At 63.5% G+C, this 22,304-nt stretch carries 13 protein-coding genes; 4 read left to right on the forward strand and 9 right to left on the reverse strand.

The genetic code is table 11. The annotated features are described in order from the left end of the window. Positions 1-798 carry a carbon-nitrogen hydrolase family protein gene (locus tag ASE26_RS03930; protein WP_082507393.1) on the reverse strand — a complete coding sequence of 266 codons (798 nt, stop codon included), beginning with the start codon at positions 796-798 and terminating at the stop codon, positions 1-3. Continuing rightward, entirely contained in the window at positions 795-4,958 is a 4,164-nt protein-coding gene (locus tag ASE26_RS03935; RefSeq protein ID WP_307144622.1) for a YhdP family protein, read from the reverse strand. Before ASE26_RS03935 ends, ASE26_RS03930 begins: the two co-directional genes overlap by 4 nt. A 101-nt stretch (positions 4,959-5,059) precedes the next feature. On the opposite strand from ASE26_RS03935, the gene glnE reads away from it, so the two are divergent. Beyond that, positions 5,060-7,777, forward strand: coding sequence for a bifunctional [glutamate--ammonia ligase]-adenylyl-L-tyrosine phosphorylase/[glutamate--ammonia-ligase] adenylyltransferase (glnE, locus tag ASE26_RS03940; RefSeq protein WP_057245636.1), 2,718 nt, complete (start codon positions 5,060-5,062; stop codon positions 7,775-7,777). Between the two features lie 91 nt (positions 7,778-7,868). Here glnE and ASE26_RS03945 read toward each other — a convergent pair whose 3' ends face one another. Next, complete coding sequence (locus tag ASE26_RS03945; RefSeq protein ID WP_055933177.1) at positions 7,869-8,447, reverse strand: glutathione S-transferase family protein; 579 nt, start codon at positions 8,445-8,447, stop codon at positions 7,869-7,871. Positions 8,448-8,539: 92 nt separating this feature from the next. Between ASE26_RS03945 and ASE26_RS03950 the strand changes: the two genes are divergently transcribed. Next, positions 8,540-9,508 (forward strand): YafY family protein, encoded by a 969-nt coding sequence (locus ASE26_RS03950; protein WP_055933561.1) that lies wholly within the window; start codon positions 8,540-8,542, stop codon positions 9,506-9,508. Between the two features lie 125 nt (positions 9,509-9,633). Here ASE26_RS03950 and gap read toward each other — a convergent pair whose 3' ends face one another. Continuing rightward, the gene (gene gap, locus ASE26_RS03955) at positions 9,634-10,644 is read right to left on the reverse strand and encodes a type I glyceraldehyde-3-phosphate dehydrogenase (protein WP_055933174.1); all 1,011 of its coding nucleotides are present in this window, start codon (positions 10,642-10,644) and stop codon (positions 9,634-9,636) included. Between the two features lie 24 nt (positions 10,645-10,668). Beyond that, positions 10,669-12,660: a transketolase gene (gene tkt / locus ASE26_RS03960; protein WP_057245637.1), complete on the reverse strand. Its 1,992-nt coding sequence runs from the start codon at positions 12,658-12,660 to the stop codon at positions 10,669-10,671. Between the two features lie 126 nt (positions 12,661-12,786). Between tkt and ASE26_RS03965 the strand changes: the two genes are divergently transcribed. Continuing rightward, on the forward strand, positions 12,787-13,512 hold the full coding sequence (locus tag ASE26_RS03965; RefSeq protein WP_057245638.1) for a 16S rRNA (uracil(1498)-N(3))-methyltransferase: 726 nt from the start codon (positions 12,787-12,789) through the stop codon (positions 13,510-13,512). A gap of 166 nt (positions 13,513-13,678) precedes the next feature. Here ASE26_RS03965 and ASE26_RS03970 read toward each other — a convergent pair whose 3' ends face one another. Then, complete coding sequence (locus tag ASE26_RS03970) at positions 13,679-16,471, reverse strand: TonB-dependent receptor (RefSeq protein WP_057245639.1); 2,793 nt, start codon at positions 16,469-16,471, stop codon at positions 13,679-13,681. 236 nt (positions 16,472-16,707) lie between these two features. On the opposite strand from ASE26_RS03970, the gene ASE26_RS03975 reads away from it, so the two are divergent. Then, positions 16,708-18,342, forward strand: a complete 1,635-nt coding sequence (locus ASE26_RS03975; protein WP_057245640.1) for an NAD(P)/FAD-dependent oxidoreductase — start codon at positions 16,708-16,710, stop codon at positions 18,340-18,342. On the opposite strand, the gene ASE26_RS03980 is transcribed toward ASE26_RS03975, so the two are convergent. Genes ASE26_RS03980 through corA form a run of 3 tightly spaced genes read right to left on the reverse strand, consistent with a single transcriptional unit; the run spans position 18,317 to position 22,219 of the window. Next, positions 18,317-19,660 (reverse strand): GAF domain-containing sensor histidine kinase, encoded by a 1,344-nt coding sequence (locus tag ASE26_RS03980; RefSeq protein ID WP_055933160.1) that lies wholly within the window; start codon positions 19,658-19,660, stop codon positions 18,317-18,319. The genes ASE26_RS03975 and ASE26_RS03980 overlap by 26 nt on opposite strands. 9 nt (positions 19,661-19,669) lie before the next feature. Beyond that, positions 19,670-21,211, reverse strand: a complete 1,542-nt coding sequence (locus ASE26_RS03985) for an HD domain-containing phosphohydrolase (RefSeq protein ID WP_162259159.1) — start codon at positions 21,209-21,211, stop codon at positions 19,670-19,672. Between the two features lie 42 nt (positions 21,212-21,253). Further along, positions 21,254-22,219, reverse strand: a complete 966-nt coding sequence (corA, locus tag ASE26_RS03990) for a magnesium/cobalt transporter CorA (protein WP_055933154.1) — start codon at positions 22,217-22,219, stop codon at positions 21,254-21,256. Between the last annotated feature and the right edge of the window lie 85 nt (positions 22,220-22,304).

A 22,304-nucleotide genomic window follows, 5' to 3' on the forward strand; every position in this document is an offset into this window, starting at 1 on the left:
TTAGAGGATTCGGTGTTTCAGTGCTGGCAAGCTCTCACGAACGCCATGCACGAAGGCCGGGTCCAGTTCGCCGCTGACAACGCCCTCGCCTTCCGCCAGCACGGCCTTGACCTCGCCCCACGGGTCGATCAGCATCGAATGGCCCCAGGTACGGCGGCCGTTGACGTGGCTGCCGCCCTGCGCCGCGGCCAGCACATAGCACTGGTTTTCAATGGCTCGTGCGCGCAGCAGGATTTCCCAGTGCGCCTTGCCGGTGGTGTAGGTAAAGGCTGCCGGCACCACGATCAGGTCGAGCGGGCCCATGGCACGGTACAGTTCGGGGAAACGCAAGTCGTAGCAGACCGACATGCCGACCTTGCCGAGCGCTGTCTCAACCGTGCCAACCGTCTTGCCAGGCACGATGGTGCGCGCTTCGTCATACGATTCCGTGCCCTTGGTGAAACCGAACAGGTGGATCTTGTCGTAACGGCCAGCATGCTTGCCCTGCGGATCGTAGACCAGCGTGGTATTGACGACACGTGCGGGATCGTCGGAAGCCAGCGGCAGCGTGCCGCCCAGCAGCCAGATGCCGTGCTCGCGCGCCATGGCCGACATGAAATCCTGGATCGGTCCCTGTCCCAGCGCTTCCGCCTTGCCGACCTTGTCGCTATCGTGCATCCCCATGATGGCCCAGTATTCGGGCAGCAGCACCAGCTTCGCCCCCTGCGCGGCAGCTTCGCCGATCAGACGGCTGGCAGTAGCGATATTCTCTTCCACGACAGGGGTGGACACCATCTGGATCGCGGCGACTTTGGTCATGGCGTTGGCTCCTTTGGGTTTTCGATCTTGGTAATGACCGGCGCCTTCCATGGCCCGGTCACCTGCATCTGGTAAGTCAGCGCCTTCATCACCGGCGCGCTCAGGAACAGCTGCGCCAGGTAGCTGCCGAGGCCAATCACCGGGTTGACCGCCAGCGCATACACCAGCGGCGCGGTACCCAGGTTGACCTGCGGGATGACTACCACGCGCAGGTTGGTCAATTCATTGGCAATATCGGCCGTGCCGTCCATCAGCACCGTGGCCTGCACACCGTGCATCTTCAGGTTATCCGTCTTCACGATGCCGTGGTTGATGCTGGCGTTGGCGGTGATGCCATCGAACTGCAAGCCTTCCGAGAAGACGTCGTTGAAGTCGAGCTTGAGCAGGCGCGGCAAGGCCTGCAGGCTCAGCACGCCGAGCAGCTTGGCCGCGCCCGGATCCTGCTTCAGGAACTGGCCCTTCTCCACGTTCAGCGCCAGCGTGCCCGACAGGCTTGGCAAGTCCATATGATAAGGCAAGCCCTTCCAGGCGATATCGCCGCTCAGCTTGCCCTTGCCGTTGCGCAGGGTATCCTTGAAACCGAAGCGATCCAGCAGCTTGCCGGCATCATGGATGTCCATATTGAAGTTCAGCGCCGTATTGTGTTGGCCGTCCTTGGTTTGCCAGCGACCCGTGCCATTCAATTCGCCGTCGGCATTGACCAGCGACAACTTGCTGATGCGCCATTCGCGCGCGGAGGTGATCAGCGCGTTGTACGCATGCAGTTCCAGCTGGCCCAGCGGCCGGTTGAACCATTCCAGGCGCTGCACCTCGATATCCAGCGCCGGGATGGTCGGCGCATTGGTCGAACTTTCCAGCAGGTCCTTGACCGATGCCGCCTGCGATTCCGGGATGGTCAGCGACGACAGGCGCGCAGTGACCTTGCCCACGCCCTTGCCGGTCGGCGATTCATTCCACGTGACATAGCCCACCGCCTGCTGCGAATCGATACTGGCTTGCCAGACGCCCTTGCTGTGCGTGGTTCCCACCACCACGTTGTCCAGCTTGCGTTCGCCGACGATCAGTTCGACAGCACGGGCCGCCATGGTCTCCGGCACCACATATTGCGAGATATCGCCGCCTTCAGCCGCGCCTTGCTCGGCAGGTTTGCCTGGCGCGTCGCGCTCTTCCTTGCCGGCGATTTCGCTCGCCAGGTCGATCCAGTCATCGACATTGAGCGACTTCAGGCTGGCATGGATCATCATGCCGCTGTCCGGTTCCGGGGCCGGCACATTGACGCCGATGCCGCCGTTGACCAGCTTCCACGGACCTTTGTTGACGCGCTGGCGGTGGTAGCGCGCAGCGTAGGAGGCGCCCAGCGCAACACGGATTTCATCGCGCGCCACACCCTGCTCGTTGGCACTGCCGCCATTCAGCTGGAAGTGCAGCTGCATGCTGTCGGCAGCGGCTTTCTTCAGCGGCACCGGGAAATCCAGGCTCGCGCCCTGCAGGCTCGAATCAAGCGCCACTTCGTATTTGTGGTCCTTGGCCGTGATCAGGCCGGTGAACCTGGTGCCGCCGCCGAGGTGATTGGCCAGGCGCTGAACGGCAGCCACCGGGTATTGCTTGCGCAGCCCATCGACCGTCGCCGTGCCGCTCAAACGTACCTGGATGCCGCCATCTTTCTGGCTGCCGCCCGTCACCGACAGCGGGCCGCCCAGCAAGTTGCCGGCCAGGTTGTTCAGGTTGACGCCCTTTTCATTGAATTCGATCTTGCCGGTGGTCCCTGCCACAGTCGGCATGTCATGCCACAACAGCACGTCGTTGCCTTGCAGCTGCAGGCTACCCTGCACCTTGGCGTCGATGATATGCGACAGCGGCAGGTGCAGGTTGAGCGCCAGCCTGGCATTGCCGGTCGCCGTGGTGTCCTCCGTGAAATGGCCGATCCACTCCAGCACCGGGCTGGCCGTCACGTACTTGAGGAAGTCCTGCATTGCGCCGGCGGCCGTGCCGTCGATGTCCAGCATGCTGTCATGGGTGCCCAGGTCCGGAATCACCGCTTTCACATTGCTCAGCGCCACGCCCAGGGTGCGCGCGGTCTCCGCCTTGATTTCCATGCGCGCGCGGTCGAACACGATCGTGCCGCGGATCTTTTCCGCCAGCGGCCACACCGGTGTCTTGCCATCCTTGGCGAAATATCCCGGCGTGTAATTGAGGCGCCCATCCACGATGCGGCCGGCCACGCGGAACTCGCCCTTGGCCTTGTCTGGCGAGCCCTCCTTGAACGGGAAGTGCGCCAGGTCGCCGCGCAGGCGCAGCGAGGTTTCCGTCAGCATGCCGTCTTCCAGCGCACCCACCAGCCAATGGCGCGTATGTTCCGGCGTCTGCTTCGGCAGGTAGCGGCCGATGCGGCTGATGCTGAAGTCGTCGATGCTGCCGCTGAAGTCCGACAAGCCCAGGCCCTTGGCGCCGGGGCCGCGCGGCAGCGTGTGGCTGCCGGCCAGCTTGAGCTTCATGCCTTCTTGCACCAGGTCCAGCTGTTCCAGCTTGACCGCCACTTGCCTGGCATCGGCCAGCGACCAACTGCCGTTCAGCCTGAACTGCTCGAATGCCAATGGCTCGTCGTCGAACCAGGCCGGCATCGCCAGCGTGAAGCCGGGTGCATCGAGCGCTACGCTGCCGCCCTGTTCACCAGCTTCCACATGGCCGCTCAATTTCTCGAAGCCGGGAATATTGGGCAGCGCCGGCATCGGCCACGCCTTGGCCGAACGCGCCACGGCGGGACGCGCAGCCAGCGCCTCCATGCCCAGCGCATCGAGATCGCCCTTCAGCTTGTAATCCCTGGCTGCCGACAGCGGACCACGCCATTCAGCCACCAGGTTAGTTACGCGGCCGCGCGGCGCAGCTTCCGCCAGCAGGTCGCGCTGCACCTGCGGCAGCGGCAGGCGGGTGGCCAGTTCGGACAGGATCTTCAGGTCCAGCGCGGCAGCCTTTACTTCGGTCCAGGTCGGCTGGTTGGTGGCCGCCACATGGCGCGCCGAAGCGGTGGTCGGCGCCAGCTCAACGCCGTCGCGCGTACGCAGCGTGACATCCTTCAGTTCCAGCGTACGCGTGATGGCGGGGGGCGTGCCCGGTGTGGGCACCAGGGTGGCGGCGTGCTCTTCGGCTGCTGTCACACGGCCGCGCAGGGCCGCCACGTCCAGCTGCGGCAAATCGTTGCCCAGCGTCGCCACCACATTGTCCAGCGCTACGTCGGCGGTAATGGCGGCCGGGCGCGCATTATCGATGCTGAGCCAGGCGCGCACGCCGCCGCTGGCGGACTGTACATCGAGCTTGCCCGGCAGGTAAGGCCTCCAGCCCGCCAGGTCGGCGCGCCGCAGTTCGACATACATCTCGCCCTTCCACAGCTTGAGGTTGGAAATCCGGGAAAACGGCTGGTGGCTGAAATCGGCGCGTACATCAAGCGGCGCAGCCATGGCGGCAGGCGGGGTGGCCTTGAAGGCGAACTGGTGGCGGCGCCACTTGTTCAGCATCAGGGCGGTGACATTGTCAAGCTTCAGCGGCGCGCTGCCGCGCTGCATATCGGTCCAGGTGATGCGGCCATCGCGCACCACCACTTCGCGTTGCGACAGCAGCCAGTCGGCGCTCCTGCCGTCGCCCTTCTTTTCCAGGTCCAGGTAGATGCCGGCGGCATACAGCTTGCCATCGGCCTCGCGCCGCACGTCCACTTCAGGACGGTGGAATTCCAGCGACTCGAAGCGCAGCCCGCCGGCCGGCACGCTCCACCACGACAGGGTGGCCGACACGCTGGGCAGGTGCAGCGCCTGCTGGCCGCGCGCATCGCGCATCACCACGTCGCCCAGAATCAGCTGCGGGCGCAGGCCCTTCCAGGAAGCGTAGACGCGGTCGATGACCACCTGGTTGCCAACTGCCTGGCTGGCCAGGCGTTCGATGTCGCCTTTGTAGTGGTCGATATTCGGCAGGATCACCCAGCGCAGGGCCAGGAACAGGATGGTGAAGGCAAAATACAGCAGCAGCACCAGCTTGATGGTGAAGCCCAGGACATGATGGGTGGCCAGGTTCCAGAAGCGATAGGCCGCCTGCAGGCGATGCCAGCGCTCTTTGAGCGGGGCCTCGACTGCCTCGATCTGCTCCACCAGGTTGTCCTTCAATACGCTCAAGCCAGGCCTTTATCAATACAGCATTTTACCGCACCGCCCCCTTAAACTATGTTCCAATAGGCACGGTTTCGCAGGCTTTTTACACTCTCTAACATCTGTCAATGAGCACTTCCGCACTCGTTTCCGCTTCCCGCTTTTACCAGCGCTGGCTGGCTGCCGATCCATCCCGCCAGGCCAAAATAGATGCTTTGGCGCAATTATCGCTTGCCTCGCTGAACTTTGCCGATGTTTTGGCAAGCGAACGGGGCGAGCTGCCGCTGGCGCGCGGCATGCGCCGCTTGCGCAACCTGGTGCTGGCCACCCTGATCCGGCGCGACCTGGAAGGCAAGGCCGACCTCGATGAGGTCGTGACCACCATGACCAGGCTGGCCGATTTCGTGATCCAGACCCACCTGGCCGAGCTGGACACCGCCCTGCGCGCGGCCCACGGGGTGCCAACCGGTGCCGAATCGGGCGTGGCGCAGCAGATGATCGTGCTATCGATGGGTAAAGGCGGTGGCGGCGAACTGAATGTGTCGTCCGACATCGACCTGATCTTCGTCTATCCGGAAGACGGCGACACGGCGGCCGGCCCCGGCCAGCGCCAGCTCTCCAACCACGAGTACTTTGTCCGCCTCGGCAAGCAACTGATTGCCGCCATTTCGGAGATCACGGAAGACGGCTTTACCTTCCGTGTCGACATGGCGCTGCGCCCGAACGGCGCCTCCGGCCCGCTGGCTGCCAGCCTGGGCATGGTGGAGAACTACCTGATCGTGCAAGGCCGCGAATGGGAACGCTATGCCTGGGTCAAGGCACGCGCCGTGACCGGCCGCGCGGAAGACATCAAGGCCCTGGACGCCATCGTGCGCCCGTTCTGTTTCCGCCGCTACCTCGATTTCGGCGTGATCGACGCCATCCGCTCCATGCATGCCCAGATCCGCGCCGAAGTGGCGCGCCAGGAAAGGCTGCACCCGGAGCGCAGCCACAACGTCAAGCTGGGCCGCGGCGGCATCCGCGAAATCGAATTCCTGGCCCAGGTCTTCCAGCTCATCCGCGGCGGGCGCGATCCAGAGCTGCGCGGCCGCTCCACCCGCGGCACCCTGCGCCAGCTCCCGGAAAAAGGCTTGCTGGGCGCCGACGTCGTAGCCCGCCTGATGGAGGCCTACACCTTCCTGCGCAACCTGGAACACCGGCTGCAATACATCGACGACGCCCAGACCCACACCCTGCCGCCGAACGAAGCCGACCGCTTGGCCGTAGCGCAGATGATGGGACTGCCCGATATTTCTTCCCTGCTGGCCGGGATGGATGCCCACCGCCAGTACGTCGCAGAGCAATTCGACGCCATCTTCGCCGACAAGAGCGGCAATGGCAGCGAAGACGTCGACCCCGCCACCAGCAACGAGTGCGCCGATCCCGACAACCGCGAAGCCATCGAAGCGCGCTTCACCAGCCTCGGCTACGAAGACCCAGCGGCGGCGGCGCAGCGCCTGATCGCCACCTGGCAAGCGCCCAAGCTGGCCAGCCTGCCCGACGCCAGCCGCCAGCGCCTGGTAGCCCTGGTCAATGCCGCCCTGCCCCAGATCGCCCGCGCCGCCGAACGCAATAGCGCCGGCAGCAAGCTCGGCACGCTGGGCCGCCTGCTCGACTTCCTGGAAGCGATCTCGCGCCGCTCGTCCTACCTGTCGCTGCTGACCGAATACCCGCACACGCTCGAGCGCGTGATCACCATGATGCACGCCAGCGGCTGGGCCGCCAAATTCCTGACCCAGCACCCGATCCTGCTTGACGAACTGCTGGACGACCGCATTCTCAGCGCCGTGTTCGACCCGGCCGCCGCGGCTGCCGAGCTGGAACGCCAGCTGGCCACCGCCCCCGGCGACACCGAACGCCAGCTCGACATCCTGCGCGAAGTACACCACGCCCAGTTGTTCCACCTGCTGGCGCAAGACCTGGCCGGCTCGCTCACGGTGGAAAAGCTGGCCGACCACCTGAGCGCGCTGGCCGACGTGATCGTCGCCGCTGTCGTCAAAGCAGCCTGGCAGGCCGTCGCCAAGCGCCACCTGGAAGTACCGAAGTTCGCCGTCATCGCGTACGGCAAGCTGGGCGGCAAGGAACTTGGCTACGTCTCCGACCTCGACGTCATTTTCCTGTTCGACGACGAAGACCAGGACGCGCCCGGCCTGTACGCCAAACTGGCGCAGCGCTTCATCACGTGGATGACATCGCACACCCCGGCCGGCATCCTGTTCGACATCGACACCGCCTTGCGGCCGGATGGCGCCAGCGGCATGCTGGTATCCAGCGTCGGCTCGTTTGAAAAATACCAGCAGAGCTCGGCATGGCTGTGGGAACACCAGGCCCTGACGCGCGCCCGCTTCTGCGCCGGCGATGCCGCCATCGGCCAACGCTTCGAGCAAATCCGCTGCCAGGTGCTGCGCAAGGAACGGCCGGACGCCGCCGCGCTGAAACAGGAAGTGCTGGCCATGCGCCAAAAGATGCGCGATGCCCGTCCCAACCGCAGCGAACTGTTCGACCTCAAGCAAGACGAAGGCGGCATGATCGATATCGAATTCATCGTGCAATACCTGGTGCTGCAGCATGCCGCACAGTACAGCGAGCTGACCGGCAACATCGGCAATATCGCCCTGCTGCACCTGGCAGGAAAGCTGGGCCTGGTCGATGCCGCGTTGGCGGCTTTGGTCGCCGACGCCTATCGCGACATGCGCAGATGGCAGCACCAGCTACGCCTGCAAGGCCAGGACCAGTCGCGCGTCCCGATGGAAAAAGCCGCCACCCACGCCGCCAACGTCCGCCAGCTGTGGAGCAGTATCTTCTGAAATAAAAGTCGGGGTCAGCTCCGGCAAACAGACACGGGCTCAAGCGCTAGCGCTTGAGCCCGTGTCTGTTTGCCGGAGCTGACCCCGACTTTTAAGCTGCGAGTGGGAGTTCGTCGAGGCTGGTGCTGCCCAGGTAGCGGCCGCTGCTGACCGCTGGACGCTGGGTTTCGATGGCGTCGGCGAAAAACACAGCGGGGTCGCCATACAGCTCGGCCACATGGCGCTGCAGCTGCGGGTATGCCGCCAGGTCCAGGCCCGCCTCCCGTTGCGCCCAGCGCACCACGGCCACCAGGCAGGCATCCGCGACGGTGCGCTTCTGGCCGTCCAACCACTCCTGGCCGCCCAGCACTTCGTCCAACGCGGCGCAGGTCTGCGCCATGCGGGCGGGACCGGCATCGAAGCCTTCGTGCAGATAGTCGAGCAGCGTCTCGAGCTTGCGCGCCTCTGCCGAGCCGGCGCGGTAGCCCAGCAGGTAGCGCCGTTGCTGGCCGACATGGCGCAGGATGGCGCGGCAATCATTCAGCAGTTTGTTACCCGTCTGCATCACCGGCACCGGCAAGCCCGGCAGGTCAACCTGCACCAGCCGGTAAGGCCGGCACAGCCATTCGAGGGCGACGATTACGCCGAATGCGCAGCCCTGCGGTGCGCCGTGGTACAGGATGGTTTCCATTTGCTTGCCTCATTGTTCTTGTTGGGGATGAGGCATTGTCTGATCGATATAGGACAATATCCGCCCTGATTTCGTGCAATGATTGCATGATCATGTCAAAACCAGCGATCAAAGCCCTCTCCATCCTCGAACTGCTGCAGAGCCAGCGGCAGATTTCGGGCGCCGATATGTCGGAGCGCCTCGGCATCGACCGCCGCACGCTGCGCCGCTATATCGCCATGCTGGAAGAGCTGGGCATCCCGATCACGGCCGAGCGCGGGCGCTACGGCGGCTACATGCTGGTGCCCGGCTTCAAACTGCCGCCGCTGATGTTCACCAACGATGAGGCGTCTGCCGTGGCGCTCGGCCTGATGGCGGTGCGTTCGCTGCGCCTGGCCGACACAGCACCTTCGGTAGCCAGCGCACAGGCCAAGCTGGAGCGCGTCATGCCGCCTGCGCTGCAAGGCAGCGTGCAGGCGCTGCGCGAAACCGCCGTACTCGACACGCCGGAACAGCGTTGGGCCTATTCGGGCACCGCCCGCCCTGCTTTGACCGGCGAGCTGACGGCACTGGCGCTGGCCGCGCAGACCCAGCACCGGGTGCGCTTCCGCTATACGCCGCAGGATGGGGAATCGATGCAACGTGAGTTCGATCCCTACGGCCTGGTGTTCAGTCATACGCGCTGGTATGTGGTGGGGATGTGCCGGCTGCGGCTGGCGATCCGCTCGTTCCGCCTGGACCGCATCGCAGAAGTGAGTGAAACCGGCGCCGTGTTCGACAAGCCGGACAGCTTCGACGCCGCCGCGCAACTGCAGCATGCGATGGCGACCTTGCCGCGCCCCTTGCCGGTACAGGTGCTGCTGCACACCGACCTGGCCTGCGCCGCACGCGAAGTGGGCCGCTATATCGGCCCGCTGGCCGAAGTCGAAGGCGGCGTGCGGCTGAAGACCACCACCACCAGCTACAGCTGGTTCGCACGCATGCTGGCCTCGTTCAACTTCGACTTCACGATCGAAGGCCCGGACGAGCTGCGCGACGCCGTCCGCGAAGAAGCCCGCCGCCTTGCCCGCATCGCAGGATGAAAGTCGGGGTCAGCTCCGGCAATCGGACATTCGCTACGCGAAATGTCCGATTGCCGGAGCTGACCCCGACTTTCAAAAAAAAAGCGCCCGGATGGGCGCTTTCCTCTTGCAGCTGAAGCCTGGGATCACTTGGCGCTCATCAGCGCCACGGTGGTGTCCAGCATGCGGTTGCTGAAGCCCCACTCGTTGTCGTACCAGGACGATACCTTGACCAGCTTGCCCGACACTTTGGTCAGGGTGGCGTCGAAGTTCGACGATGCCGGGTTGTGGTTGAAGTCCACCGAAACCAGCGGCTCGGTCTGGTAGGTCAGCACGCCTTTCAGTGCGCCTTCCGATGCGTCCTTCATGATCTTGTTGATTTCTTCAACCGTGGTGTCGCGTTTGGCGATGAAGGACAGGTCGACGATCGATACGTTGATGGTCGGAACGCGGATGGCGTAGCCGTCCAGCTTGCCGTTCAGTTCCGGCAGCACCAGGCCAACAGCGGCAGCAGCGCCGGTCTTGGTCGGGATCATGGACTGGGTGGCGGAACGGGCGCGGCGCAGGTCTTCGTGCATCACGTCGGTCAGCACCTGGTCGTTGGTGTAAGCGTGCACGGTGGTCATCAGGCCGGTTTCCAGGCCGATGGCGTCGTTCAGCGGCTTGACCAGCGGGGCCAGGCAGTTGGTGGTGCAGGATGCGTTCGAGATCACGGTGTCCGAAGCTTTCAGCACGCCGTGGTTCACGCCGTACACGACGGTCGCATCAACGTCCTTGCCGCCTGGTGCGGAGATGATCACTTTCTTGGCGCCGCCTTTCAGGTGGGCCGATGCTTTTTCCTTGGTGGTGAAGAAGCCGGTGCACTCCAGCACTACGTCCACGCCCAGCTCGCCCCATGGAATTTCAGCAGGATTGCGCTGTGCGAACACGCGGATCGAATCGCCGTTCACGATCATGTTGTCGCCTTCTACCGTGACGGTACCAGGGAACTTGCCGTGGGCGGTGTCGTAGCGGGTCAGGTGGGCGTTCGACTCGGCGTTGCCCAGGTCGTTAATTGCCACAATCTGGATGTCCTGCTTTTTGCCGCCTTCGTAGAAAGCGCGCAGGACATTGCGGCCGATACGGCCATAACCGTTAATTGCTACTTTGATCGTCATGCTGTTTACTCCTGATGATAGAAATTAGATGACTGCTTTGACTTTTGCCACGACATTGTCGACGGTGAAGCCGAAGTGCTTGAACAGCACACCGGCCGGTGCGGATTCGCCGAAGGTGTCGATACCAACCACTGCGCCTTCCAGGCCAACATACTTGTACCAGAATGCGGTGACGCCTGCTTCAATCGCCACGCGCGGCATGCCCTTGGTCAGCACGGATGCCTTGTAGGCTGCGTCCTGGCGATCGAACACGTCGGTCGACGGCATGGACACCACGCGTACCGGGGTGCCGGCAGCCTTCAGTTCGGCGGCGGCTTTCATGGCCAGTTCCACTTCGGAACCGGTGGCGATGATGATGGCCTTGGCGCCGGCTTCGTCGGACAGCACGTAGCCGCCTTTGGCGACGTTGGCCAGGACTTCAGCCGAACGCTCGATGAACGGCAGGTTCTGGCGCGAGAAGATCAGGGTCGACGGGCCGTCGGCACGCTTCACGGACTCGCCCCATGCGACCATCGATTCGACGGTGTCGGCAGGACGCCAGTTGTCCAGGTTAGGGATCAGGCGCAGCGAGGAGACGTGTTCCACCGACTGGTGGGTCGGGCCGTCTTCGCCCAGGCCGATCGAATCGTGGGTGAACACGAACAGGGCACGCTGCTTCATCAGCGCGGCCATGCGCAGTGCGTTGCGGCTGTAGTCGGCGAAGGTCAGGAAGGTCGCGCCGAACGGGATGTAGCCGCCGTGCAGGGCGACGCCGTTCATGATGGCGGACATGCCGAACTCGCGCACGCCGTAGTTGATATGGTTGCCCGGCACGCCGGAACGAACGGCGATGCATTCCTTCCAGTTGGTCAGGTTGGAGCCGGTCAGGTCGGCCGAGCCGCCCAGGAATTCAGGCAGGATCGGTGCCAGTGCCTGGATCGCGTTCTGCGATGCCTTGCGGGTGGCGATGGTTTCTTTTTTCTCGATGCAGGCGGCGATGGCGGCATCCAGGGTTGCCTGGAAGTTGCCTGGCAGTTCGCCCTTCATGCGGCGGGTCAGTTCAGCGGCTTCGGTCGGGTACTGGGCCGAGTACTTGGCGAACATCTCGTTCCAGCTGGCTTCGAATTTCGCGCCTTCTTCCTTGAAGTCCCATGCTTCCTTCACATCGTGAGGGATGTCGAACGGCTCGGCGCCCCAGGAGATGTACTCGCGCACTGCGGCGATTTCCTTGTCGCCCAGCGGTGCACCGTGCACCTTGTCGCCGCCTTGCAGGTTTGGCGAACCCTTGCCGATGACGGTCTTGCAGCAAACCAGGGTTGGCTTGTCGGATTTCTTGGCTTGTTCGATGGCGGCGGACAGCGCGGCGACGTCGTGGCCGTCCACGTTCTTGATCACGTTCCAGCCGTAGGATTCGAAACGCTTAGGCGTGTCGTCGGTGAACCAGCCTTCGACCTTGCCGTCGATGGAGATGCCGTTGTCGTCGTACAGGGCGATCAGTTTTTTCAGGCCCAGGGTGCCGGCCAGCGAGCACACCTCGTGCGAGATGCCTTCCATCAGGCAGCCGTCGCCCAGGAAGGCGTAGGTGTGGTGGTCGACAACTTCGAAGCCGGGCTTGTTGAATTCGGAAGCCAGCAGCCACTCAGCCAGCGCCATGCCGACTGCGTTGGCGATGCCCTGGCCCAGCGGGCCGGTGGTGGTTTCCACGCCTGGGGTGTAGCCGACTTCAGGGTGGCCCGGGGTCTTGGAATGCAGCTGGCGGAAGTTCTTGATTTCTTCCATCGGCAGGTCGTAACCCGACAGGTGCAGCAGCGCGTAGTGCAGCATCGAGCCGTGGCCGTTGGACAGCAGGAAGCGGTCGCGGTTGACCCAGGCTGGATTGGTCGGGTTGTGGCGGTGATGACCGCTCCACAGTGCTACGGCGATCTCAGCCATGCCCATTGGCATGCCTGGGTGGCCGGAGTTGGCCTTCTGCACAGCGTCCATTGCCAGCGCACGGATTGCGTTGGCCATTTTGGTGAAGGGGAGCGAAGTTTTCATCGTATATCGAGGAAGGTTGAGTATTTGGTGCACTGCGGCAGGCGCCGCTTTCGGAACCCGATATTTTACCAGAGCGTGACACCAACGCTTAAAATTGGTGCATTTCAACCTTTCCGAAGTGACCATATGCCCCGTTTCCACGTGCCACAGCCCCTTGCCGCTGGCCAGCAACTGGAACTGCCCGCCGATGTTTCCCACCATGTCAATGTGGTGCGCATGGAGCCGGGCGACACGCTGACCCTGTTCAATGGCGATGGCGGCGAGTATACGGCAGTGTTGACAGAAGTGCAAAAGAAGAAGGCTTGGGCGGAGCTCAAGGTCTTCGACCCGCGCGAGGCGGAACTGCCGTTTGCCGTGACCCTGGCCCAGGCCTTGCCCGAAGGGTCGAAAATGGACTGGATTATCGAAAAGGCGGTGGAACTGGGCGTGGCCGGCATCCAGCCGCTGGCGGCACGGCGCTGCGTGGTGCGGCTGTCGGCGGAGCGGGCGGAGAAAAAGCTGGAGCACTGGACTGGGATCGTGGTGTCGGCTTCGGAACAGTGCGGACGGAATCGATTGGCGCCGGTGGCGGCGCCGCTCGAGTTTCGCGACTGGATCTCGCAGCAGGATTTGCATAAGCGCGTGATCCTGACGCCGCGCGCAACGGAATCTTTGGCGGATTGGGCAAGGCACCAGCCGGCGCAGGCGCTCAGCATCATGGTCGGGCCGGAAGGCGGCTTTTCCGATGAGGAGGAGGCTGAGGCTTTGCGGCATGGCGCCCTGCCCTTGTCGATTGGGCCTCGGGTGCTGCGGACGGAGACTGCGGCGTTGGCGGCGGTGTCGATTCTTGCTGCGGCTTGGGGTGGGATTTAAAACCGGTAAACCGGGGTCCGCCCCAAGGGTCAGACCCTGTCTGCTCGTCTGCTACGGGGCTGGTTCTGGGCTTTTGACTTATTGAAATGTCAAAGACCTCGAACCCTCCCCCCAGCCTAGAGACCGTTGAGGGTCAGACCCTTGGGTCTGACCCAGATTTACCGGTTTAGAACTTGTAATTCCCCACCAAGTACAACTGCCTTCCCAGCGGATCGGTATACCGCGCATCAAACCCCATCTGGTTCCCGCCGCCGGCAATGCGCTGCGAGAACGGCGGCTCCCGGTCAAACAGGTTCTTGATACCGCCAGTCAGCACCAGGTTCGGATTGAAGCGATAGCGCGTCTGCCAATCCCACACCAGGTAGTCGCCAACCTTGCGGTTCAGGGCCACGAAGTTCCCAGCCTCATCCCGTACCGCCTGGCTGCCCTCGCTGATCGGCATATCATGGTAGCCGGACTTGTACACCCCGGTCAGCGAATGGGTCAGCACATCCGACTGCTTCCAGCTCGCCACGACCTTGCTGATCCAGCGGAAGGTCACCGAGTTATACGAATCGAAGCGGCCCACGCTGTTTTCGACCGGGTCGGTCGCCAGCGTCTGGAAATCCGCCTTCTTCATATAAGTACCGGTCCAGTTGAACGACAGCCTGCCCTGCTTGTAGGTGTGGTCCCAATCGATGCCCTGGTAATGCGACTTGGCCAGGTTGAATGGCGTCAGCGAGGCGGCCAGCGTGTTCTGCTTCTGGATCGGGTCGTAGTACGACACGAACAGCCCCATATACTTGGCCGGATTGTTGAACACCTCGTTTTCCGGCAGCTTGGAAATCTGGTCGTTGATCTTCACATCCCAGAAATCAAAGCCGATCGACAGTTCGCGCATAGGCTCGACGCGCAGGCCGATGGAAGCCTGCTTCGACGTCTCCGGCTTCAAGCCAGTCGCGCTGGCATACGGATTGCCGCCATTGAGCAGGTTGTACTCCGAGTTGCCGTTACACAGCGGCAGCAGCGGGCCGGAGGTGATCGGGCAAGGGTGCGCATTCGACGAGCCGCCGCCTTGCAGCGGGTTGGTAATGTCGGTCATCACCGGCGCCTTGAACCCGGTGCCGTAGGAGCCGCGTACCAGCACGCTTTCCGCAGGGCGCCAGGCGGCGGCCAGCTTGTAGGTGGTCTTGCTCGCCTCATTGCCCTTGGTGCCCGGCGCTACCAGCTTGCCGGTGCTGTCGAAGTTCATCTTGTCCTTGACCGCGTCGTAGCTGTCGTAGCGCACGTCGGCGGTCAGTTCCAGCCCTTTCACCACCGGCACCACCAGTTCGGCGAAAGCGCCCCAGTTCTTGCGCGAGGCGTCGGTCGGCAGCGAACCCGAAATACCGCCGATCGGGCTATCGGTGAAGTTCGGCTGCAGGCTGTTGGCGCCCATCGTGATTGCGCTAGGATCGTAGACATATTTCTGGCGCAGGAAGTCGCCGCCCAGCGCCAGCATGGCCGAGCCGCCCGGCGCTTCGAAGACCGGTCGCGAACCGCGCAGGTTGACCACATCGATTTTGGAGGTGGTCTCATCCAGCTTCTGGTGCAGCACGGCCGAGGCGAGTGCTGCGCGCGTTTCCGCCGTCGGCACGATGAAAGGGTTGTAGGCGCCGGAGGCCATCAGTGCGTCCAGTTTGTCGCTGCTGGTGTAGCCGGATACCGCATGGTCTTCCGCCGTGGTTTCGGAATGGGTGTAGGAAGCAGCCACGTCCCAGCCGCCCAGGCGTCCCTCTACGCCAAGTGCCAGGTGTTTGGCTTCGGTCTTCCAGTCGTCGGTACGGCCGCCGGCATCGACCAGGCGCAGGCTCATGGTCGCCGAGTTCACGGTGGCCGGGTTCACGCCCAGCTTGACCAGCGCCGGCACCACGTGGGCGTTGTACAGCGGGGAATTGATGTCCAGCGACAGCGGCTGGGCCGGTGGCGCATAGCGCGCCGTGCTGGTGAACTTCGAGTACAGGCCTTCGGCAAACACGGTCCAGTCGGCGTTCAGCTTGATATGGGTGGAAGCGAACAAGCCGTCGCGCTTCAGTTCCGGCAGCAATTCGACCACCGAGCCGTAGTTGAACATGCAGCGGTCGCCGACCTTGAAGGTATTCGGCGCACCGCAGGTTCCAGTGTTGATCAGGCTCGGGTTGAACAGCACATTGCCGTTGCTGGTGCGCGCATTGACGTTGCCCGGGATCGAATTGGCCGATACCTGGTACAGCGAATAGCCCTTGCCGCCCTCGCCGAAGGCATGCACCCCGCCCGGCGCCGCGAAGCGGCGGTCGCTCGCGCTCAACTCTTTCTGCGCGTCGTGGCTATAGGCCAGCAGCACATTGAAGCCGTCGGTCTCCAGCTCGCCGAAGCCCTTGGAGATGGCGACGTTCGAGGTGGCCCCTGCGCTGCCCTTGGTGGGGCGGTTGTAGGTCAGCTCGATGTTGGCGTCGGTCTGGTTTTTCTTCAGGATGAAGTTGACCACGCCGGCAATCGCGTCGGAGCCGTACAGCGCGGAAGCGCCGTCGGTCAGGATCTCTACCCGCTCGACCGCCGACAGCGGGATCGAGGCCAGGTTGACCGCGGAGCCCGAGCTGTAAGGCGCGATGCGGCGTCCGTTCAGCAATACCAGCGTGTAGCCGGTGCCGATGGCATGCACCGAAGCGGTCTGCACGCCGCCGCCACCGCCGTTGATCGACGCCGACGAAGTGACGAAGCCCTGCATCGAGGGCAGCGTGGCGACCAGGTCGGCCACGGTGGTAGCGCCGGTCTGCTCGATCTGCGCCTTGGACAGGGTCTGTACCGGCAGCGCGCCTTCAACGGCAACGCGCTTGATTGCCGAGCCGGTGATCTCGACCCGCTGGATGGTCTCCTCAGCCATCGCCGGCAGGGCAGCTACGCCCAGGCCGGCCATGAACATCAGTCGCACTGAACGCGACAGGATGGTTTCTTTCATCATCGTTTCCTCTTTGACTCTCTGTTTTTGTACTTGCCGCGGGGTGCGGCTTGCAAATCAGAGCATGTCAATTCAGCAATGAATAATGAAAAAAGCAGATTGTGCCGAAGTCGCCAGGAAGCCTGCCGGGAATCGGCAAAGCCTTATGGCGTGCAACCAACACCACTTCGTTAAGAAGGAAGCAGGTAAAATGTCGCCTTTGGGCCCGTTGCGCGCCCCATCCGAGAGAGAAAACCACCATGTTGCGACTGAACGAGATCAAGCTCCCCCTCAACCACGCTGAACCGGAGCTGGCGCAAGCCATCCTGGCCCGATTGAAGATTTCACCGCAGCAGATGCTGGGTTTTACCGTCTACAAGCGCAGCTACGATGCGCGCAAGAAGTCGAATATCTCGCTGATCTACTCGGTGGACGTGGAAACCTCGGACGATGCCGGCGTCCTGGCCCAACGTGCCGACGACAAGCACCTGATGGTCTCGCCGGACATGGCTTACAAATTTGTGGCGCATGGCGTCAACGCCGACGGCAGGCAAGCGCGCCCGGTAGTCATCGGCATGGGGCCTTGCGGCCTGTTCGCCGCCCTGATCCTGGCGCAAATGGGCCTGAAGCCTATCGTCCTCGAGCGCGGCAAGACCGTTCGCGAGCGCACCAAGGATACTTTCGGCTTCTGGCGCAAGCGCGTGCTGAACCCTGAATCGAACGTGCAGTTCGGCGAAGGCGGCGCCGGCACCTTCTCGGACGGCAAGCTGTATAGCCAGATCAGCGACCCTAAGCACTACGGCCGCAAAGTGCTGACCGAATTCGTCAAATCCGGCGCACCGGAAGAAATCATCTACGTCAGCAAACCGCACATCGGTACTTTCCGCCTGGTGAAGATGGTGGAAAACATGCGCGAGGAAATCACCGCCCTGGGCGGCGAAATCCGCTTCGAGCAGCGCGTGACCGATTTCGACATCCGCGAGGAAAACGGCGTGCGCCAGATGCGCGGGCTGCACCTGGCCAGCGGCGAATACCTCGAAACCAGCCATGTGGTACTGGCCATCGGCCACAGTTCGCGCGACACATTTGAATCCTTGTACCAGCGCGGCGTCTACGTCGAAGCCAAGCCGTTCTCGATCGGCTTCCGCGTCGAGCACCCGCAATCGCTGATCGACCAGTGCCGCTTCGGCCCGAATGCCGGCCATCCTATCCTCGGCGCGGCCGACTACAAGCTGGTGCACCACGCCAGCAATGGCCGCGCTGTCTACAGCTTCTGCATGTGCCCTGGCGGCACTGTGGTGGCGGCGGCTTCCGAGCCGGGCCGCGTGGTCACCAACGGCATGTCGCAATACTCGCGCGCCGAACGCAATGCCAACAGCGCCATCGTGGTATCGATCAGTCCTGAAGAGGATTACCCGGGCCACCCGCTGGCCGGCATCGAGCTGCAGCGCCGCCTGGAAGAAAAAGCCTATGTGCTGGGCGGCTCCAACTACAATGCGCCGGGCCAGTTGATGGGCGACTTCGTGGCGGGCCGCGCTTCGAGCGATGTCGGCGCCGTGACGCCGTCTTTCAAGCCGGGCATCACCTGGACCGACCTCGCGACCATCCTGCCGGAATACGCCGTGGTGGCGCTGCGCGAAGCCTTCCCGGCCTTCGACAAGCAGGTCAAGGGCTACTTCAAGCACGACGCCGTGCTGACCGGCCTGGAAACCCGCACCTCGTCGCCGATCCGCATCAAGCGCAACAACGACGACCTGCAAAGCCTGAACACGCGCGGCCTGTTCCCGGCCGGCGAAGGCGCAGGCTATGCCGGCGGCATCCTGTCGGCCGGCGTGGACGGCATCAAGGTGGCGGAAGCCGTTGCGCTGTCTATGCAGGCGGCTGACAAGTCCTGACTTCGAACGGAATGCGCAGGTGGAAGCGGCAGCCCTGCCCGGGCTTGCTGTGCACTTCCACCGCGCCGCCCATCTGCTGCATGATGGTGTACACAATATGCATGCCCAGCCCTGAACCGCCCTGCCCGCGCTTGGTGGTGAAGAAGGGCTCGTAAATCCTTTCCTGCACGCCGGGCGCCAGCCCGACGCCCTGGTCGATGAAATCCATGTCCAGCCAGCCGTCCGCCTCGCTGGCGCGCACGGTCACCGTGCCCCCCTGGCCGTCGGGATAAGCGTGGCGCGCCGCGTTCATCAGGAGGTTGGACAGCACCTGCGAGAATTTCCCGGGCGGCAGGCGTGGCCGCAGCAGGTGATCCATTTCGACCTGCACCTTGATGCCGGCCTTGCGCAATTCGGGACTGTGCGCCGACACCACGCCTTGCACATAGTCTTTCAGCGCGAGGGTGCTCACGTGCTCGGTGCCCTGATCCACCGCCAACTGCTTGAAATTGCCGATCAGGGCCGCCGCGCGGTGCAGGTTCTGTTCGATCAGCGCCGCCGCGTCGTTCAGGCGCGCGGCCAGGTTGACCAGGTCGGAGCGGCTCACTTTCGGCGCTTCCAGCGCCTGCACCAGTTGCGCGGTATAGCTGCTCATGGCCGATGCCGCCGTCAGCGCCACGCCCACCGGCGTATTCACTTCATGCGCCACGCCGGCCACCAGCGATCCCAATGCCGCCATCTTCTCCTGCTCAACCAGGCTGGCCTGCGCTGCGCGCAAGGCATCGGTGCGGCGCGCAACTTTTTCTTCCAGCAGGTGCTCGCGGTCCTGGTGCTGCAGCTCGGCTGCCGCACGCGCCGCGAAGATCGACAGCAGCGACAGCGCCAGCAAGCGCTTGTTCTCGTCGATCTGCCTGGTATCGATGGCCGACAGGATGCCCAGCGTCTTGCCCTCGGTATCGACCATTGGCATGCCGACATAGCTTTCCGCCTTCATGTCCACCAGCAGCGTGTCAAGCGGGTAATCCTGCTGGATGCCGCAGCCATGGAAGCACATGGTCTGGTCGGTGACGTTGTGGCAAGGAGTATGTTCCAGGCTGTACTCCATATTCGGCAGGAATTCACTGCCGCCCCATACCGCCAGCGTGCGGATGCCTTCCTGGCCATCGGGCATATGAATCACGCGGCCCGCGATCACATAGGTCACCTCCAGCGCCGCCGCCAGGTCGCGTACCAGCACGCGGAAGAATTCATCGCCGCGCGCGCGCGCGGTGGAATCGGTAATCGAGCGCAACGCCGCTTCGGCCAGGGTGCGCGCGTCGTTGGCGTCGAATAATTCCATGACGGGCTCCTAATGAGGTGGGTAGCGCCGATACAGCTCTTGCAGCTCGCCTTGGTGCTGCAGGAGCATGTTGGCCAGTGCAGGGTCGAAGCGGCTGCCGCTGCCCTCGCGCACTTCGTCCAGCGCATGCTGCAGCGAGTGCGGCGGGCGATAGCTGCGCGGGCTCACCATGGCGTCCACGAAATCGGCCAGCGCGGTTATGCGCGCGGCCAGGCTGATGTCGGCGCCCCGCAAGCCTTGCGGGTAACCGGCGCCATCCCAGCGTTCATGGTGCTCGTGGGCGATACGCGCAGCCAGCTGCAATACCGGCTGCGGCGACGAGGACAGCATGTTCCAACCGATATCGCTATGGCCCTGCATGCGCGTGCGCTGCGCCGCATTGAGCGGGCCTGGCAGGTTGAGGATTTCGTCCGGGATGCCGGCATGGCCGATATCGTGCAGCGGCGCTGCCTGGCGCAACTGGCGCACCGCGTTGTCCGGCATGTCGACCGCCGCGCCCAGCATGGCGGCGATCTCGCCCACGCGCTCGACGTGTCCGCCCGACGCGGCGGAGCGGCTTTCCAGCGCCTCGCCCAGGATGTGGATGATGGCGTCCTGCGTCGCTTCCAGTTCCTCGCGTGCCAGCAGGCGTTCGTAAGTGATGGCGACATTCGCCGAGAACAGGCCGAGCAGCTCGCGCTCCTCGTGTTCCAGCGGCTCGCTGAACGACATATAGAGCAGGCTTTCATTGCCGTCGCGCGTGCGATAGTAGCAGGCGTAGTACAGCGGGCCATAGTGGTCGGCCTGCTCCGCCATGCAGCGCAGGAAGGCCTCGCGCACCTGGGACGGCAAGTGGTCCAGGGTTTCTTCCAGCGCCAGTTCGGCATAGGCCGTGGTCACCGCCAGCACCTGCAGCCGGCCCGGCTGGCGCGCGGCGGCGTAGGCGTTCATGCGGCTGGCGCACACGCCCTCCGCCTGGCGGCCCAGGAGGGCCGAGGCCTGCTCCAGTACGGCAGAGCAGAAATGGCGCAGGTTGTCGGAATCGCAGACGTGGGTGATGGCGTCGATTGAACGGCGCAAACCAAGACGGGCGCGGTCGAGGCGCATCAGGTCGCGGTATGCGCGCAGGCCGGAGTAGAACACGGTGCTCAGTTTGGCGTGCGTCAGCTCGGTCTTTTCACGGTAATCGTTGATGTCGTAGGTCTTCAGCACCAGCGCTTGCGGCGCCTGGCCCGGCTGGCCGGTGCGCAGCACGATGCGTACATTGCGGTCGCCCAGCTCTTCGCGGATGTAGCGCACCAGCTCGAGGCCGGCATGTTCGGACTCCATCACCACGTCAAGCAGGATCAGGGCGAACTGGCCGGGGCGCGACAAGCGTTCGCGCGCCTCGGCGCCGGAATAGCAATGGGAAAAGTGGACGCGGCGGCCGTCGAACTCAAAGTCCGACATCACCAGTTCTGTCACCTGGTGTACCGCTTGCTCGTCATCAACGATCAGGATTTCCCAAGGGGCAAGGACCGCAGCCGGGGCTGGCGTCTCATCATCGTCGAACAACATTGCGTCATCCACCATGCCCAGCCCCATAGGAGGTTGTTTATTGTAAATTATATACCGCTAGAGCCAGCCCACCTTCTTAAAGCGTCGATACAATGCCCCGCAAACAACAGCCATTAAAGTCAGGGCGGCCGGGTAGCCGAAGCGCCAGTCCAGTTCGGGCATGTGCTTGAAATTCATGCCCCACAGGCCGGCAAAGGCGGTCAATACCGCGAAAATTGCCGCCCATGCCGCCAGGCGCTTGTTCACTTCGCCCTCTTCCAGCGCCACCATCGACAGGTTGACCTGGATCGCGGTCCCGATGGTCTCGCGCATGGTATCGAGAGCGGAGTTGATTCGGAGCAAGTGGTCATGGACGTCGCGGAAATATTCCTGGGTATTGCTGCAGACCGAGGGCACGCGGCCGCCATGGAGCTTTCCGATTGCATCGAGCAAGGGAGCCACGGTATGGCGCACCGTCATCACCTTGCGCTTGAGTTCATAGAGCCGTTCGATATTGTCCTGCTGCGAGCCGCGGATGAAGATGCGTTCCTCGATCTTTTCCAGTTCGAGTTCCAGCGTATCGATGATCGGGAAATAGCGGTCGACCACCGCGTCCATCAAGGCGTACAGCACGAAGCCGGAGCCCTGCTGCAGCAGGTGCGGTTCGCGTTCGGCGCGGGCCCGCACGCCGAGGAAGTCCTTGGTCGAATTGGAACGGTTGGACAGCACGTAGTTCGGGCCGACGAAGATGTCGACTTCGCCGACGTGCAGTTCGTCTTCGCGCAGTTCGAGCATTTTGACGACGACGAACAGCGAGTCGCCGTACTCCTCGATTTTCGGCCGCTGCTGGCCGCGGCCGGCGTCTTCCACCGCCAGTTCGTGCAGGCCGAACTCCTCCTGCATCACTTCGAGTTCGGCGGTTGAAGCGTCGCGCAGGGCGACCCAGACGAAGGCGTCTTCACGCGCCACGTAATCGCTGATGTCCTCCACCGGGATATCAGCCAGCTTGCGCCCATCCTGGTAGGCGACGCAGTTAATCAGCATGCAGGCTCCTCAAATTTCCAAGCCCGCAGCATACCCTAAACCCGGTAAACCAGGGTCTGACCCAAGGGTCAGACCCGAGGGGCGA

This window comes from Duganella sp. Root198D2, assembly GCF_001428585.1.
In the GTDB taxonomy this organism is placed as follows: domain Bacteria; phylum Pseudomonadota; class Gammaproteobacteria; order Burkholderiales; family Burkholderiaceae_D; genus Rugamonas.

Coding starts and splice junctions, on each gene's coding strand:
- corA (WP_055933154.1), bottom strand. CDS start 22,219: ATGCTGATTAACTGCGTCGCCTACCAGGATGGGCGCAAGCTGGCTGAT.
- glnE (WP_057245636.1), top strand. CDS start 5,060: ATGAGCACTTCCGCACTCGTTTCCGCTTCCCGCTTTTACCAGCGCTGG.
- ASE26_RS03970 (WP_057245639.1), bottom strand. CDS start 16,471: ATGATGAAAGAAACCATCCTGTCGCGTTCAGTGCGACTGATGTTCATG.
- ASE26_RS03980 (WP_055933160.1), bottom strand. CDS start 19,660: ATGGAATTATTCGACGCCAACGACGCGCGCACCCTGGCCGAAGCGGCG.
- ASE26_RS03985 (WP_162259159.1), bottom strand. CDS start 21,211: ATGGTGGATGACGCAATGTTGTTCGACGATGATGAGACGCCAGCCCCG.
- tkt (WP_057245637.1), bottom strand. CDS start 12,660: ATGAAAACTTCGCTCCCCTTCACCAAAATGGCCAACGCAATCCGTGCG.
- ASE26_RS03950 (WP_055933561.1), top strand. CDS start 8,540: ATGTCAAAACCAGCGATCAAAGCCCTCTCCATCCTCGAACTGCTGCAG.
- ASE26_RS03965 (WP_057245638.1), top strand. CDS start 12,787: ATGCCCCGTTTCCACGTGCCACAGCCCCTTGCCGCTGGCCAGCAACTG.
- gap (WP_055933174.1), bottom strand. CDS start 10,644: ATGACGATCAAAGTAGCAATTAACGGTTATGGCCGTATCGGCCGCAAT.
- ASE26_RS03930 (WP_082507393.1), bottom strand. CDS start 798: ATGACCAAAGTCGCCGCGATCCAGATGGTGTCCACCCCTGTCGTGGAA.
- ASE26_RS03975 (WP_057245640.1), top strand. CDS start 16,708: ATGTTGCGACTGAACGAGATCAAGCTCCCCCTCAACCACGCTGAACCG.
- ASE26_RS03945 (WP_055933177.1), bottom strand. CDS start 8,447: ATGGAAACCATCCTGTACCACGGCGCACCGCAGGGCTGCGCATTCGGC.